14 protein-coding genes are annotated in these 16,494 nt (G+C 55.2%); 6 read left to right on the top strand and 8 right to left on the bottom strand.

From position 1 onward, the window contains the following. Position 1: 1 nt before the first annotated feature. On the top strand, positions 2-862 hold the full coding sequence (locus KW829_RS22460; RefSeq protein WP_010436719.1) for an L-ribulose-5-phosphate 3-epimerase: 861 nt from the start codon (positions 2-4) through the stop codon (positions 860-862). Continuing rightward, entirely contained in the window at positions 856-1,551 is a 696-nt protein-coding gene (gene araD / locus KW829_RS22455; protein WP_108418130.1) for an L-ribulose-5-phosphate 4-epimerase, read from the top strand. The genes KW829_RS22460 and araD overlap by 7 nt, the downstream gene beginning before the upstream one ends. Here araD and KW829_RS22450 read toward each other — a convergent pair whose 3' ends face one another. Beyond that, on the bottom strand, positions 1,552-2,370 hold the full coding sequence (locus KW829_RS22450; RefSeq protein WP_218309124.1) for a helix-turn-helix domain-containing protein: 819 nt from the start codon (positions 2,368-2,370) through the stop codon (positions 1,552-1,554). A gap of 225 nt (positions 2,371-2,595) precedes the next feature. Here KW829_RS22450 and KW829_RS22445 point away from each other — a divergent pair, with 225 nt between their 5' ends. Next, positions 2,596-3,996, top strand: coding sequence for an MFS transporter (locus KW829_RS22445; RefSeq protein ID WP_218309123.1), 1,401 nt, complete (start codon positions 2,596-2,598; stop codon positions 3,994-3,996). A 10-nt stretch (positions 3,997-4,006) separates the two neighbouring features. Next, complete coding sequence (locus KW829_RS22440) at positions 4,007-5,956, top strand: glycoside hydrolase family 127 protein (protein WP_218309121.1); 1,950 nt, start codon at positions 4,007-4,009, stop codon at positions 5,954-5,956. A 107-nt stretch (positions 5,957-6,063) separates the two neighbouring features. Here KW829_RS22440 and KW829_RS22435 read toward each other — a convergent pair whose 3' ends face one another. Further along, on the bottom strand, positions 6,064-6,804 hold the full coding sequence (locus KW829_RS22435) for a MipA/OmpV family protein (protein ID WP_218309120.1): 741 nt from the start codon (positions 6,802-6,804) through the stop codon (positions 6,064-6,066). Positions 6,805-6,921: 117 nt separating this feature from the next. Between KW829_RS22435 and KW829_RS22430 the strand changes: the two genes are divergently transcribed. Beyond that, on the top strand, positions 6,922-7,887 hold the full coding sequence (locus KW829_RS22430; RefSeq protein WP_010436707.1) for a LysR family transcriptional regulator: 966 nt from the start codon (positions 6,922-6,924) through the stop codon (positions 7,885-7,887). Here KW829_RS22430 and KW829_RS22425 read toward each other — a convergent pair. Further along, entirely contained in the window at positions 7,884-9,422 is a 1,539-nt protein-coding gene (locus KW829_RS22425; RefSeq protein ID WP_042716601.1) for an aldehyde dehydrogenase family protein, read from the bottom strand. The two genes, KW829_RS22430 and KW829_RS22425, sit on opposite strands and share 4 nt — an antisense overlap. Positions 9,423-9,587: 165 nt before the next feature. Between KW829_RS22425 and KW829_RS22420 the strand changes: the two genes are divergently transcribed. Continuing rightward, the gene (locus KW829_RS22420) at positions 9,588-10,472 is read left to right on the top strand and encodes an ROK family protein (RefSeq protein WP_042718576.1); all 885 of its coding nucleotides are present in this window, start codon (positions 9,588-9,590) and stop codon (positions 10,470-10,472) included. 3 nt (positions 10,473-10,475) lie between these two features. On the opposite strand, the gene selB is transcribed toward KW829_RS22420, so the two are convergent. The 5 genes from selB to KW829_RS22395 form a co-directional block, all read right to left on the bottom strand. After that, complete coding sequence (gene selB, locus KW829_RS22415) at positions 10,476-12,314, bottom strand: selenocysteine-specific translation elongation factor (protein WP_218309118.1); 1,839 nt, start codon at positions 12,312-12,314, stop codon at positions 10,476-10,478. Continuing rightward, the gene (selA, locus tag KW829_RS22410) at positions 12,311-13,696 is read right to left on the bottom strand and encodes an L-seryl-tRNA(Sec) selenium transferase (RefSeq protein ID WP_218309117.1); all 1,386 of its coding nucleotides are present in this window, start codon (positions 13,694-13,696) and stop codon (positions 12,311-12,313) included. Before selA ends, selB begins: the two co-directional genes overlap by 4 nt. A 102-nt stretch (positions 13,697-13,798) precedes the next feature. Further along, the gene (locus KW829_RS22405; RefSeq protein WP_218309116.1) at positions 13,799-14,407 is read right to left on the bottom strand and encodes a glutathione S-transferase; all 609 of its coding nucleotides are present in this window, start codon (positions 14,405-14,407) and stop codon (positions 13,799-13,801) included. A gap of 91 nt (positions 14,408-14,498) precedes the next feature. Beyond that, positions 14,499-15,635: an HlyD family secretion protein gene (locus KW829_RS22400; RefSeq protein WP_089599703.1), complete on the bottom strand. Its 1,137-nt coding sequence runs from the start codon at positions 15,633-15,635 to the stop codon at positions 14,499-14,501. A gap of 2 nt (positions 15,636-15,637) precedes the next feature. Then, entirely contained in the window at positions 15,638-15,994 is a 357-nt protein-coding gene (locus tag KW829_RS22395) for a DUF3302 domain-containing protein (protein ID WP_010436687.1), read from the bottom strand. Positions 15,995-16,494: the final 500 nt, after the last annotated feature.

Below are 16,494 nucleotides of genomic sequence, written 5' to 3'. Positions count from 1 at the left end.
CATGCGTCAACATCCGTTAGGTATTTACGAAAAAGCGCTGTCGAAAGATCTCTCCTGGCCGGAACGCCTGGTGCTGGCGAAAAGCTGCGGGTTCGATTTTGTTGAGATGTCAGTCGACGAGACCGACGAGCGTTTGTCACGCCTCGAGTGGAGCACCACGCAGCGCGCTTCGCTGGTTGAAGCAATGCTTGAAACCGGCGTGGCGATCCCGTCGATGTGTCTTTCTGCCCACCGCCGTTTTCCCTTTGGCAGCCGGGATGAAACCGTGCGCCAACGCGCCCGCGAGATCATGACCAAAGCCATCAGGCTGGCGCGTGACTTAGGCATTCGCACCATCCAGCTCGCGGGTTATGACGTTTATTACGAAGAGCATGATGAAGGCACGCAGCAGCGCTTTGCCGAAGGGCTGGCGTGGGCCGTCGAGCAAGCCGCTGCCGCGCAGGTGATGCTGGCGGTGGAGATCATGGACACCGCGTTTATGAACTCCATCAGCAAGTGGAAAAAGTGGGACGACATGCTCGCCTCGCCGTGGTTCAGCGTTTACCCGGATGTCGGCAACCTGAGCGCGTGGGGCAACGACGTCACCGCCGAGCTGACGCTGGGCATTGACCGCATTGCGGCAATTCACCTGAAAGACACCCAGCCCGTCACCGCACAAAGTCCCGGACAGTTCCGCGACGTGCCGTTTGGAGAAGGCTGCGTCGATTTCGTTGGCGTGTTTAACACGCTGAATAAGCTGAACTATCGCGGCGCGTTTCTGATTGAAATGTGGACTGAAAAAGCAAAAGAGCCGGTGCTGGAAATCATCCAGGCGCGCCGCTGGATTGAAGCCCGTATGCAGGAAGGAGGCATGACATGTTAGAACAACTCAAAGCCGAGGTGCTGGCGGCAAACCTGGCGCTGCCCGCCCACCAGCTGGTGACCTTCACCTGGGGCAACGTCAGCGCGGTGGATCGCGAAAGCGGCCTGATGGTGATCAAGCCGTCCGGCGTGGAGTACGACGTTATGACGGCGGAGGATATGGTGGTGGTGAATATCGCCACCGGCCAGGTGGTTGAAGGCAGCAAAAAGCCCTCTTCAGACACGCCGACCCACCTCGCGCTGTACCGCCGTTACCCGGAGATTGGCGGCATCGTGCATACCCACTCCCGCCACGCTACCATCTGGTCGCAGGCGGGCCAGGATTTACCGGCGTGGGGCACAACGCACGCAGACTATTTCTACGGGGCGATCCCCTGCACGCGACGGATGACCACGGCTGAAATCGCGGGCGAGTACGAATACCAGACGGGTGAAGTGATCATTAATACCTTTGAGGAGCGCGACTTAAGTCCGATGCAGATCCCGGCAGTATTGGTGCACTCCCATGGTCCGTTCGCCTGGGGTAAAGATGCCGCCGATGCGGTACACAATGCCGTGGTACTGGAAGAGTGCGCCTATATGGGCCTGTTCTCTCGCCAGCTTGCGCCGCAGTTACCGGTTATGCAGCAGGAATTGCTGGATAAACATTATCTGCGCAAGCACGGGGCGAATGCCTATTACGGCCAGTGATCAGCCGGAATTGATATGCTCTTTACAGTACCGCCGTTTCCAGACGGCGGGGGTTAATCCCGTATGTTTTGAAAATATCTGCCGAAAATAGCCCACGTCATTAAAGCCGCAGCGGGTTGCCACTTCGGTGAGGGAGGCAGAGCCATCCAGCAACAGCTTTTCCGCTGCCCTGACGCGCTGGCGATGTATCGCCTCCGTCAGGGTTAAATGGAAAGTCCGGCGAAATACGCGCCCGAGATAATCGGCATTGCAGTGTAATGCTTTTGCCAGCTGCGACGTAGAAAGCGGTAAATGAAACTGCGTGCGAATAAGCTGCTTCGCCTTCCACGCCATCGCCGCACCGGCTTCATCTGCACTGTCCTCATAGCCTGAAGAATGGGATACTTGTTGCAAAATAAGTAATAAAATCATCTCCAGCGCCACGCTTCGCTGTAATTTCTCCTGCTCGCTGAGAAACTGCCGAAATAGCGCAATGACATATTGTGCATCCCTTACGCGACAGTGCTGTTCTATTGCCAGAGGGGCAGCATTGGGTAACGTTGCATCTTGCGTTTCAACCTCGAAATGGAGCCAGTAAAAGCGCAGGTCAGCCGGGAAATCCTCCACGCCGACATGCCGACGGCCCGGCCAGAGAAGTAAACTTTCTCCCGCGTGAACCTCAAAAATACGCTGTTCCTCCTGAATCGTTAATGTCCCTTTTTCGACAAATATAATCTCCCATGATGTTAATTTTCGCGCAGGATGGCGGCCCACGCCCCGGGAGATAAATAACCCACCATTTTGGACCTTAATCGGAAGCGCTATGGATAATTCAAGCATGGATATTCACCATTCCGCTTTTATTGCCGTTGATATTCAACTTACGCTTTGATTATTAATCAATATTCGAATAACTGTCCGATCGGAATCACATTTTTATCATCAGGTCGGAATCGTCATCTTTTTATACTTTTCCCTTACCTTGTTGGCCTTTCCGTTCGGTGCAGAATAAATGAGTACCTTGCACAAATACGATAATAAATTCGATTACTGAGGAGTTACTTCATGACTTCCACACCGATTACAGAATCAGACGTGACACAAGGGGCAACAGATAGCCACTTGTCCGTCCGCGAAAAAATTGGCTACGGCCTGGGTGATGCGGGCGGTACGGTGATTACCTGCCTGATCATGAATTTTCTGACCTTCTTCTATACCGATATTTTTGGTCTGACGCCTGCGCTCGTTGGCACGCTCTTTATTGCCTTGCGCGTATTTGACGCCATTTCCGATCCGGTGATGGGCATTATTGCCGACCGCACGCAAAGCCGCTGGGGACGTTTTCGTCCGTGGCAGCTGTGGGTCGCCTTCCCGATCGGAATAATCGGCGTACTGACGTTCACCGTTCCGGAAGCCAGCATGGGCGTGAAAATCGCGTGGGCATTCGGCACCTATCTGCTGCTGTCCGTTGGCTATACCGCCATCAACGTTCCCTACTGCGCGCTGATCAACACCATGACGACCCGTCACAATGAGGTGATCTCCTGCCAGTCATGGCGCTTTGTACTCTGCGGCGTTGCGGGCTTCCTGGTCTCGGTCGGTCTGCCGTGGCTGGTCGCGGAGCTGGGCCAGGGCAATGCCGCAAAAGGTTACCAGCTTGGCGTTGGGGTGCTGTGCGCTGTCGCCGTGGTGATGTTCCTGTGCTGCTTCTTCTGGGTACGCGAGCGCGTCCCGCTGGCGCTGATGGGCAAATTCACCCTACGTGAGCATCTGGCCGGTTTGCGTAAAAACGATCAGCTGCTGCTGATGCTGGTGATGTCGTTCCTGCTGATCAATGTCTTCAATATTCGAGGCGGCGGGTATATGTACTTCATCACCTACGTGCTGCAGGGCAGTACCACGTATACCTCGCTGTTTTTCACCATGGTGACCTTTGCCGCCATTCTGGGCGCGGTGATCGTCAGCCCGCTGTCGCGCCGTATTGATACCGTCAAACTCTACTACTACACCAACCTGGTCCTCGCCGCGCTCGCGGTGGGAATGTGGTTCCTGCCAGGCGGCCCGGCGTATCAGACCCTCTGGCTGATCGTCATTTTGAGCAACGGCGTCATCCTCGGGTTTACCCTGCCGCTGCACTTCTCGCTGATGGCGTTTGCCGACGACTACGGCGAGTGGAAAACCGGCGTGCGTTCGTCGGGGATGAACTTCGCCTTCAACCTATTTTTCATCAAGCTTGCGTGGGCGTCCAGCGCCGGGATCATCAGCCTGGTGTTTATCACTGTCGCCTACCAGCCAGGCGCGGGCAATCAGACGCCTGCTTCACTGCAGGGCATCACCGCCATGGAGACGCTGCTGCCTGCCCTTTTTCATCTGCTGCTGGCCGTCTCTATCCGCGGGTGCAGACTCAACAACCCTATGATGTCGCGCATTGCAACCGACCTGCGCCAGCGTCACATACCCTCCTGAGGAGAACACGATGTCCATTATGGAAGCCGACCTGCATAAACTGAAAATTAACGACCCGTTTCTCGGACAGTATCAACGGCTGGTGCGTGAGGTGGTGATCCCCTACCAGTGGGATGCGCTAAACGACCGCGTGACGGAAGCCGAACCCAGCCACGCCATCACCAACTTCCGCATTGCGGCGGGCCTGGAGCAAGGCGATTTCTACGGCATGGTATTTCAGGACAGCGACGTCGCGAAATGGCTCGAAGCCGTGGCGTGGTCGCTGTGCCAGAAACCGGATGCTGAACTGGAAAAAACCGCCGACGAGGTGATTGCGCTGGTCGCGGCGGCGCAATGTGACGATGGCTATCTCAACACGTACTTTACGGTGAAAGCGCCCAACGAGCGCTGGACGAATCTGGCCGAATGCCACGAGCTGTACTGCGCCGGGCATATGATTGAAGCGGGCGTGGCGTACTTCCAGGGCACAGGGAAACGCCATCTGCTGGATGTTGTCTGCAGGCTAGCGGACCATATTGACAGCGTGTTTGGCCCCGGCGAAAACCAGCTACACGGTTATCCGGGCCACCCGGAAATCGAGCTGGCGCTGATGAGGCTTTACGACATCACGCAGGAGCCCCGCTATCTCACGCTGGTGAAATATTTCATCGAACAACGCGGTGTGCAGCCTCACTTTTATGATATCGAATACGAGAAACGCGGCAGAACATCATACTGGAACACCTATGGCCCTGCCTGGATGGTCAAGGACAAAGCCTACAGCCAGGCGCATCAGCCGCTTTCTGAACAACAAACGGCCATCGGCCACGCGGTGCGTTTTGTCTACCTGATGGCGGGCATGGCGCATCTGGCGCGCCTGAGCCATGACGAGGGTAAACGGCAGGACTGTCTGCGGCTGTGGAAAAATATGGCGCAGCGCCAGCTGTACATTACCGGTGGAATCGGCTCGCAAAGCAGCGGCGAGGCATTCAGCAGCGATTACGATCTCCCCAACGATACGGTGTATGCCGAAAGCTGTGCCTCCATCGGCCTGATGATGTTTGCCCGCAGGATGCTGGAGATGGAGGCCGACGGCCACTACGCCGACGTGATGGAGCGCGCGTTATACAACACGGTACTGGGCGGAATGGCGCTGGACGGTAAGCATTTCTTTTATGTGAATCCGCTGGAAGTGCACCCGAAAACGCTGGCGTTCAACCATATTTTCGATCACGTGAAACCCGTCCGCCAGCGCTGGTTTGGCTGCGCCTGTTGCCCGCCGAATATCGCCCGCGTGCTGACCTCGCTGGGGCACTACATTTATACCGTCCGCCAGGATACGCTTTTTATTAACCTTTACGTGGGCAACGATGTCGCCATACCGGTTGGCGACGAAACCCTGGCGCTGCGAATTAGCGGTAACTATCCGTGGCATGAACAGGTAAAAATCGACATTACCTCGACTGCTCCCGTCACGCATACGCTCGCCCTGCGGCTGCCGGACTGGTGCGCCACGCCTGACGTTTTATTAAATGGTGAAGCGGTAACGGGCGAGATCTCCCGTGGATACCTTTATCTGACCCGCAGCTGGCAGGAGGGTGACGTCATTACGCTAACGTTACCTATGCCGGTTCGCCGGGTGTATGGCAACCCACAGGTCCGCCAGCAGGCGGGGAAAGTCGCCCTGCAGCGCGGACCGCTGGTTTACTGCCTGGAAGAGGCCGATAACGGTGCCAATCTTCATCACCTTTCTCTGCCTGAAAACAGCGAATTCAGAGTCTTTGAAGGGAAAGGGATTTTCGCGCACAAGATGCTGATACAGGCAGAGGGGATTGGGTGTCACGTGAAGGATACAGATGCGCTGTGGCAGTACGATCGCTCGCCGGTACAACGTCAGCCCCAGATGCTGACCTTTATTCCCTGGTTTAGCTGGGCTAACCGGGGAGAAGGGGAAATGCGGATATGGGTGGATGAAGCATAATTAACTGCGGTTAGCTGCCCGGTGGCGCTGCGCTTACCGGGCCTACGATCTGCCTCCATGCCCTATGTAGGCCGGGTAAGGCAGAGCCGCCACCCGGCTTTAGGTTATCAGAAACGCCAGGTCAGGCCGGTCATCAGCGCGAAGCTGTCGTCGCGGTCAATCATCGGACTGTTCTTCACGTCGTCAGGCAACACGGTGTAGACCGCGCTGGCATTCAGGTACAGGTTCTGGGTTAATTGATATTTTGCCGCCAGGCCAACGTATGGCGTCCAGGTGTCGCCTGCGGTGTATTCATCCAGACCTGAGCGGCGAGACTCGCTGCCAGACACGCCGTAGTAGTAGTCGTTATAGCTTTCATCGCTGTAGAAAATGCCCACAGAAGGCGTCAGCGTCAGGCGTTCCATGCGGATTGGGCGGAAGTAAGAAATTTCACCCACCACGCCGCCGCTTTCATCCATCGCGTCACCGGAAACGGCAAATTTCAGGGAACCCCATTTTTCATGGCGGTAGTACGCGCCGCCGAGGAATGCCGAAGCTTTACGCTCATCAAGATGCTTCATCTGATGATCGTCATTGTCATCCGGGTCGAAATGCAGCGGCATCCAGGATGCGGTCAGGCTGAATTCATTCTTACTGTCTTTCCACAGGATCCATCCTCCCGTGGTTTGACGCACATAGAACTTATCGCCTTCGTAGCTAATTAACGGTACAGCGGTGGTATTTTCGTTATACCCTTTGTAAGGCGACTCGTTAAATACCGCCCCCGCCCCTAGTGAAAAGTCGCCAGCCATTACCGATGATGTCGAAAATAATGCGGCAGCGATGAGTAAATTATATTTAACAGTCATTCTATGTAATCCATTTAAACGCCGAACAAGCGAGGCGCATAATAATGGTTACAAATTTGCCAAAGCAACGCTGCCGTTTATATAATACTATATATAAAATCATATAGATGGGCGTGCATGATGAATAGCTTGCAGTTGAAACCGCGTGAATTAAAAATTATTTCCGTCATCGCCGCCACCCACAGTATTGGCGATGCCGCTGCCCTGCTGGGGATGGCACAGGCCAATGTCAGCAAATATTTGTCCGATTTTGAAACCCGCGTTGGACTCAAGGTGTTTGAACGTACGACACGCCAGCTGGCGCTGACGCAATTCGGTGAGGCGTTGCTGCCTTATGTGAATGCCACACTGGATAAAAATAGCCAACTCATTAATTTTATTGCCGATTATAAACATGAAAAACGCGGCAAAGTGACGATTTACGCCCCGACAGGTATCGTGACCTATCTGGCGCGTCATGTGATCCATAAGATAGAAGAGATTGGTGATATTCGCCTGTCGTTAAAAACCTATAACCTCGATCGGAACGAGTTTTCCGACGGTGTGACGTTTCCAGACGATTGCGACATTCTCATTACTTACGCCCAGCCAAAAGATGAAAACCTGGTCGCCAGCGTGCTGACAAAATATTCCGTCACCGCATTTGCCAGCAAAGAGTATTTAACTAAACACCCCATTAAAGGGCCGGAAGACTTAATAAATCATTCGTGTATATTAATAGACTCCATGTTAGTAGATGATGCCAACATCTGGCGTTTCCGCGTACACGGCAGTGAAGAGGCGCAAGACTATAAAGTGACCGGGAATTATATTTGTGATAATACGCAGACGGCACTTGAACTGGCTCGAAATAATCTTGGTATTGTCTTCGCGCCAAAAGAAAGTCTAAAAAAAGAACTGACGCATGGCATGCTGGTCCCCTGTTTCCCACATCAGGAAGAGTGGTGGCTCGATCTGACAGCAATATTCCGCAAGCGCGAATATCAACCCTGGCGCGTACAATATGTTCTGGACGGTGTACTGAACTGCCTGCGCCAGCAAATCAACCAGGCCGTCCAGGGACGGCCTGATTTAGGTACCTAAAACAGGCCCAGCGGTTTATCGGAATAGCTGACCAGCAGACATTTAGTCTGCTGGTAATGTTCCAGCATCATTTTGTGGGTTTCTCGCCCAATACCCGACTGCTTGTAACCACCAAATGCCGCATGCGCCGGATAGGCGTGATAGCAGTTGGTCCAAACGCGTCCGGCCTGAATACCGCGCCCCATTTTGTAAGCCAGATTTCCGTTACGGCTCCAGACGCCCGCCCCCAGGCCATACGGCGTATCGTTAGCAATCTCCAGCGCCTCCTCCATGGTTTTGAAGGTTGTTACGGCCAGCACAGGTCCGAAAATTTCCTCCTGGAAGACGCGCATGTTGTTTTGACCGGACAGGATTGTCGGTTCAAGGTAGTAACCCTCCTGCAGATCCCCCCCCAGCACCTTACGGCGGCCACCGGTCAGGATCTCTGCGCCCTCTTTCTTACCTATATCTATGTAATTAAGAATGGTTTCCAGCTGCCCGTGCGACACCTGCGCGCCCATCTGCGTGACGTTATCGAGCGGGTTACCGCTACGAATCGACTCCACGCGACGGATTGCCCGCTCCATAAAGCGCTCATAAATGGACTCCTGCACCAGCGCGCGGCTTGGACAGGTGCACACTTCCCCCTGGTTGAAGGCAAACAGCGCAAATCCTTCCAGCGCTTTATCAAAGAACGCGTCCTCTTCATCCATAACGTCAGCGAAGAAGATGTTCGGGGATTTTCCGCCCAACTCCAGCGTCACCGGGATGATGTTCTGGGTCGCATACTGCATGATTTGCTGGCCCACTTCCGTCGACCCGGTAAACGCCACCTTAGCGATGCGTTTTGAGGTGGCGAGATATTCCCCAATCTCGCCCCCGGCGCCGTTGACGACGTTAATGACGCCTGGCGGCAGCAGGTCTCCAATCACCTCCATCAACAGTAGCACCGACAACGGGGTTAAACGCGCCGGTTTGAGCACGATGCAGTTCCCGGCCGCCAGCGCGGGTGCCATTTTCCAGCTCGCCATCAGCAGCGGGAAGTTCCACGGGATGATTTGCCCCACCACACCCAGCGGCTCGTGGAAATGGTACGCCACGGTGTCTTTATCAACTTCACTTATTCCCCCCTCCTGGGCACGAATACAGGAGGCAAAATAACGGAAATGGTCAATCGCCAGCGGCACATCTGCCGCCATGGTTTCACGGATCGGTTTGCCGTTGTCCCAGGTTTCAGCCGTGGCTAACAGCTCCAGATTCTGCTCCATCCGGTCGGCGATTTTGAACAACATCGCGGCTCTGTCCTGAACGGAAGTCTGCCCCCATTTATCTTTAGCTCTGTGCGCTGCATCCAGCGCCAGGTCGATATCGCGCTTGCCGGAGCTGGCTATCTCGCACAGCGGCTGGCCAGTGACGGGCGTGAGGTTGGAATAGTATTCACCGTCGACGGGGGCCACCCAGTCGCCGCCAATAAAGTTGTCATAACGGGGCTTCAGCTTGAGGGGAAAACCATACTCGCCAGGCTGGATACGTGATGAGGGAGGATTGTTTGTCATGACCGTCTCCTTGCTGTTGGTGTACAACAAGGGTAGCTCCCGCTGGCGATTTTCTCGCCAACCGGTGACGGGTTTACGAGGCGTATCACGGATTACCGTACTTTACGTTTCGTTTCTGCCGCTGAGCCATACTTAACAGCTCAAGGGCTCATGAGGAACGATGCGATGCAGCTATTTATCGGCTTTGACGTGGGTGGAACCCACATCAAACACGGCGTGATTGATGAAAACGGCAAGGAACTCACGTCCGATGAGTACGACACCCCTGAGGATACAAACACATTCAAAGAGAAATGGAAAAGCGTTGTCGAAGAGTACCGGAAGGAAAATGACATTGTCGGCATTGGCGTCAGTTTTCCCGGCCATATTAACCACCATACCGGCGAAGCGGCAAAAGCGGGGGCACTTGAGTATCTTGATGGTGAAAACCTGTGCGAGCTGTTTGCCGGGCTGACCGATCTTCCCGTTACCGTGGAAAATGACGCTAACTGTGCGGCACTGGGCGAACGCTGGCAGGGCGCAGGTAAGGACTACGAACATTTCGTCTGCATCACCATCGGCACGGGCATTGGCGGCGGGATTGTGATGGAAGGCGATCTCTATCGCGGGTCGCATTACCGTGCGGGTGAATTTGGCGTGCTGCCCGTAGGGGACAAGGGCGAACCGATGCATGAGGTGGCCTCTGCCAGTGGCCTGATGAAAGCCTGCAGCCGTGCGCTGGCGCTGTCGGAAGACGAAATGCCCCACGGGGAAGAGCTGTTTAAACGAATGGAAAGTGACGTGCATCTGCGCGAAGCCATTGAAGCCTGGGCGCATTTTCTGTCGCGCGGGGTTTACAGCGTGATCTCGATGTTCGATCCCCAGGCAGTGCTGATTGGCGGCGGGATAAGCGAGCAGGAAAAAATTTATCTCCTGCTCGATAAGTACCTACAGCGATTCGAGGAGTGGGAGGCGCTTAAGGTGCCCATTCTGCCCTGTGAACTGGGTAACCAGGCAGGACGACTGGGCGCGGTATGGCTGGCGAAGCAGAAACTCGCTCGTCATGCGTAACGCTTAAGGGAACAGCTGCGCGTCGCGAAGCAGATGGTCATTACCCCGACGACGCGTAAACCCAATACGGTTGAAATATTCCAGGATCTGAATCGCCAGCTTGCGACCCACGTTCAGCTGGTCACGGAAATCTGCCGCACAGGTTGATCCGCGAGCCTGATCCAACTCGCGGATCAGATTCGCGAATGCCACGATCCGATCGTTACGGTAATAACGATCTTTAACGATCGCCACAATCAGACCCTGCTGTGCGGCATGACGCAATACCTGCCGCATCAGCTGCTCGTCGGTATGGGTTTCACGCGCGAGATCGCGGACCCACCAGGGTTCATCGCCAAACAGCGGTGCCGTTTTTTGCCAGACCGCCTCTTGCTCGGCGGTAAAACCCGCCTTGTGATCCGGCAAATGCAGCCAGCCGTGATGGCTTTTAATCACCCCGCTTTCCCGCATGTTTTCAATCAGCAGCAGCACCAGCGCATCGTCTTCCATCGGCAATGCCATGCGTCGCAGACGTTCACGTCCCGGACCGGGTTCATCCTGATGCTGTTCATGGTAGATAGCGAGCGTACTCAGTATCTTACGCTGCCAGTTTGCGGCAACCGGCGCGTTCAGCATGTTGTTACCGGCCTGAATAAAGCCAGGCTCCCGGGTTAACTGGCGCAACCCTTCAGCGCTCAGCTGGCGCGCCCAGGCAAAATCAGCGAGATTCACCGCACCACGCTCCAGATGGATCCGCAGTGCGGCCTTGTCATCGCTGGCCTGCGCCAGTGCCGCCAGCCACTGCAGGTACTCTGGCTTACGCTTGCCACGACGTGGCGGATTGAGCGTCACCACGCGCGCCCCGGCCAACGTCTCCCGCGCCGAGATATCGCGCAGCACCAGGCGGTCGTTATCCGCAAGCCAGAGCGGCGCATCGAACACCAGCTCGGCGAGATCGTTTTCCAGCAATGATACGCGCCCGGTGATATGGCTGGCTGCATGGTGTATATGCAGCGGCTGCCATTGGGTCAGCGGCGCATGGGTCTGGAGAGAAACAATGACCCGTCCGGAGGGCTCAGGCGGGGCGTCAGCCAGCAGCCAGTCACCACGGTTGATGGCATCTTTTTCCGCATCCCCTGCGATGTTCAGCGCAATACGCTGGCCGGCATGGGCATGCTCCGTGGGTTGATTTTGCGCATGTAACCCACGCACGCGCATCGGTTTATTCACTCCCGTCAGCCAGAGCGTATCACCTACGTTTACTTCACCGCTCAGCGCGGTGCCGGTCACCACCAGTCCCGCACCTTTTACGGTAAAGGCCCGGTCGATAGCCAGACGGAAGCGGTGATGGCTGGGATGCTCACGTGACGTAAGCTGCTGCAAACGATCGCGAAGTTCGTCAATACCACGCCCTTCTGTCGCCACGGTGACAAACAGCGGTGCATCAGCAAAACCATATTCACGCAGGGTCGCCTGTACTTCATCGCGCACCTCATTCAGGCGCGCCTCATCTACGCGATCGGCTTTCGTGAGTGCGACGGTTAACTGCGGGTTGCCCGTCAGCTGCAGGATCGCAAGATGTTCACGCGTTTGCGCCATCACGCCATCATCGCAGGCAACCACCAGCAGGGCATGGTCAATCCCCCCCACCCCTGCGAGCATGTTGGAGAGAAATTTTTCATGTCCCGGTACATCAATGAATCCCAGCACGCGTCCATCGGGCTGAGGCCAGTAGGCATAACCCAGATCGATGGTCATGCCGCGCTTTTTCTCTTCCGGCAGGCGATCGGCGTTAATGCCGGTAATGGCCTGCAACAGCGTAGTTTTTCCGTGGTCGACGTGACCGGCGGTGGCAATAATCATTTCAACAGCATCTCCAGAAATCGCGCTTCATCTTCAAGACAGCGTAAATCCAGCCACATTCGGCCATCGTAAATACGACCAATCACGGGCGTTGGCAGCGCACGCCAGCGCGCCGACAGCGCCTCAAGGTGGCTACCGCGTCCATCACGCGGCGTGAAGGTCAGCGCTTCGCTCGGCAGCCGGTCTACCGGTAGCGATCCGCTGCCAATCTGCGACTGACAGGGCTCAATACGCACGGCAAAATCGGGGTAATGCGGCGCAACCTGCGGCAACAGCAATTCAGCCTGCGCGCGAATCGAGGCGGTGTCACGGCCCAGCAGGCGCAGCGTAGGCAGGCGCTCGGCCAGCTTCTCCGGGTGCAGGTAGAGCCGCAGGGTCGCTTCGAGCGCGGCGAGCGTCATTTTATCGGCGCGTAACGCGCGCTTCAGCGGATGTTGCTGCAGCTGGGCTATCAGCTCGCGCTTGCCGACGATAATCCCCGCCTGCGGCCCGCCCAGCAGTTTATCGCCGGAGAAGCTCACCAGGCTCACGCCAGCGGCAATCATCTGCTGCGGCATGGGCTCTTTTGGCAGACCGTACTGGCTTAAATCCACCAGCGAACCGCTGCCGAGATCGGCAATCACCGGAACATTCAGCTCGCGCCCCATCGCCGCCAGCTCCGCTTCATCAACGGTTTTGGTAAAGCCTTCTATGTGGTAATTGCTGGTGTGGACCTTCATCAGCAGCGCGGTATTTTCATTCACCGCCGCGCGGTAGTCTTTCGCATGCGTGCGGTTGGTCGTGCCGACTTCATGCAGCGTACAGCCCGCCTGGCGCATCACGTCCGGAATGCGAAACGCTCCGCCAATCTCCACCAGCTCGCCGCGGGAAACCACCACCTCTTTGCCGTTGGCGGTCGCCGCCAGCATCAGCAGTACCGCTGCCGCGTTGTTGTTTACAATGCAAGCATCTTCCGCCCCGGTCAGTTGGCATAGCAGCTCCGCCAGCGCCCGGTCGCGGTGACCGCGCCCCGCGCCGTCCAGATCGTACTCCAGCGTCACCGGCCAGCGCATAGCCTGCACCACCGCCGCGACCGCCTCTTCAGCCTGTTGCGCGCGCCCCAGGTTGGTATGCAGCACGGTCCCCGTCAGGTTGATGACCGGACGTAACGCGCTTTGCGTTTTCTCTCCCAGCCTTCTCTGCGCTTCCTCACCCCACTGCTCACACCAGCCGGGCAGCGCATTTTCAGCCTGAATATGGCGTCGGGCTTCGTCCTGAAGCTGGCGTAGCATGTCGACCGTCGCGGTATGACCGAACTGTTCCAGAGCGGTTTGAATACGCGGTTCGCGAAGCAGACGATCGGTGGCAGGAATTTGGCTGTAGAGAGAATGATGAGTAGTCATAATGCGCCCGGCGAGTAAATATCTTCCCCCCTCCCGACGGGAGAGGGAGTTAACATGTGGCGGGATTGTACCGCCTCCTGGCGGGAAGTGTTATATCCCGCGTCAAGCCTTTGGCGGTTCGGTACGGGCAAAGCTCTCGCGCTGACAAAGCGTTTCCGTGAGCTTAACAAGCAATGGACGGTTGACGCACCATCCCGGGGAAACGTGGCGGAAGTTGAGATAACCAATAGCACAGACGATGGCAATGGTTGCCAAATCCACGCTATCGACCTGAATTTTTCCTTCCCGAATGAGCTGCTCGCACATGTCCAGGCTGCGGTTGATTTTTTCACGCTGGCGCAGCAGCTCCGTTTCCGACTGCTGGGCGACAGGCCGTGCCAGCTCCCGCACGGAGGTTAACGCCGCATCCATGATGCCATCTGCCAGTGCTTCGATTTGCTTCATGGCCAGCGCCGCTTTTGGATCGGCCGGCAGCATGGCTGGCGCAACGCCGAGTTGTTCGACGTATTCCGCAATTATCGGCGAATCAAACCAGCACTCACCCTCATCGGTCACCAGTGCAGGGACTTTGCCCAACGGATTGTACTGCGCAACGCCATTTTCGGCGCTGTAGGGCTGTTCATTGACGAATTCAAATTCAATCCCTTTCTCCAGAAGGAGAATCGAGATTTTACGCACGAAGGGACTGGTATAGCTGCCGATGAGTTTCATTGCCTGCTCCTGAATGCTCACAAAGAGGTCAGTATGGATCAAGCAGCGAAAAAAGGCAGGTATGCTTATCGCATTCCTGCCTCGGGAGAGATTAGTGATCGAGGTAGAGGTAGTGCATCCAGCTGGTCATACGTAACAGGACCTTACGCATCACCGAGACATGGGCGAAGTGGTCGGAATAGACCGCCACTTGGGCGTAGATACCATCAGGCAGCGCATCAACGTCCGCGTTTGGCTCCAGTTCGATAAGCGCCTGCACGCCATCGGTGCCCGGTACGACCGTCAGCGCCTGCAGCGCGCCCTGCGCCTGATACGTCCCTCCCGGCACCACCGGCAGGACGCTGGTAAGTTTACCGGTGAACACCTGGCCCGGCAGTGCGTTAAACACCACTTCCGCTTCGTCGCCCGGTTTCAAACGCAGTAACGAGTTCTGGCGGAACTGCGCCACGATTTGGCGTTTCTGTTCAGGAATGAAGACCATTACCGGACGCAGCGGCAGCGCGGCGGCGTACGTACCCGGACGGATCAGCACCTGGGTGATATACCCATTGCTTGGCGCACGCACCACGGTCTGATCGAGGTTATAGGTGGCTTCCGCCAGCTGCGCGCGAAGAGAAGCAATTTGCGACTGTTCGCCATTTACCATGCTGTCTAACTGGCTTTGAATCTGCGTTTGTTCGGCAACGGAGCCTTTCACCATCGCATCCTGTGCCAGGTAGTTCTGACGCGCGTTGTCGATATCGCTTTCAGAGAACGGATTCACCTTCGCCTGACTGCCTTTCAGGTAGCGCTGATAATCTTTAAACAGACGATCGCGTTCAGCAGACACGCGTGTCGTATTAGCGACCGCTTCCGAGAGCTGTGCTTTCAGATTGTCGATATTGTGCGTGGCGGTCACCAGGTCTGCCTTGAGCCTGTCGACGCGTGCCTGATAGCGGCCCGGATCCAGTTTAAATAACACTTCGCCTTTTTTAATAAGCTGGTTATTTTTATCGGTCACTTCCGTGACTATTCCCGTCACCTGCGGCGTGATCGGAATGGAAATAACCGCTTTTTGCGCCGTAAAGGTATACGGGTGGTTATAGTTCATTAATAAGATAAGGCCCGCGACAATAAATACCCCACCCAGGGTTGCGGTAGCGAGCGTCCATTGGTTGACCGGAATACGAAATATTTTAAAGATGGCCCATGCAAAGGCCACATAGGTCAGAATAATCAACAAATCCATGATCAGCGCTCCAGCGTATTTTTATCGGCAGCGGGTTGCACTGCGGCCAGTTTTTGCTCGAGTTCGGCTACGCGTTGGGTCAGAGCATCCATACCCGGCACCTCATCCGGTTTTGAGATATGGTTCTGCATACCCCAGCCGCGATCTTCCCGATACAACGTGGCCCATATCCATAAAAACGGCCAGATGGCATGGAGCGTAAACAGGCTTATCCACCCCGCCGTATGGATAGCATCGGCATGGGGATGGTTACGTTTTTTCGCCATATTATAAGGGATGTCATGAATAGCGATGATTCCGTAAAACAGAACCAGGAACACAAAAATCAATACACCCAGCGCAAAATAGTTGAGAAACATATTCTCCTCACTTAAACAACGTCAACTCATTAAATTAATAAAACAGTGCGCGGCCTAATTAGTTTATTTTTAAACAAAAGAGCAATGCTTGTTATTTCAAAGGCGGGGAGTATCGGTTTTTATAATATCTCCATGCAAGTTTATAAGCGTGTCAAAATATATCCTGAATAATAATATACTTAACCTTACATTATGAGCGTAATCTACCTTTTCCTTTTTCGCCATACCACAACTTAAAAGTGGTTTTTTAGCTTTCCGTGTTGCTTGCTTTCATCCTGGCGTCGAATGGAAAAGCAAAGTTTGCCAGGGATCACATGCAGACAAATCTGCATAAAAATATTTTGTGAATCCAGTCACATCTCAGAAACAAACACGTGGCGACCAAATGTGGCATCAATCACAAAATAGGGGTGGTTTTGCTTCTTTTCTACGCGTTGTATTTATTTTACACACTGTTTTTGTGATGGAGATCACTTCATTATTCGCCCCACCCCCTACAT

Source organism: Enterobacter sp. ENT02, assembly GCF_019219165.1.
GTDB lineage: Bacteria > Pseudomonadota > Gammaproteobacteria > Enterobacterales > Enterobacteriaceae > Enterobacter > Enterobacter mori.
This window is presented reverse-complemented; position numbering and strand designations above follow the sequence as displayed.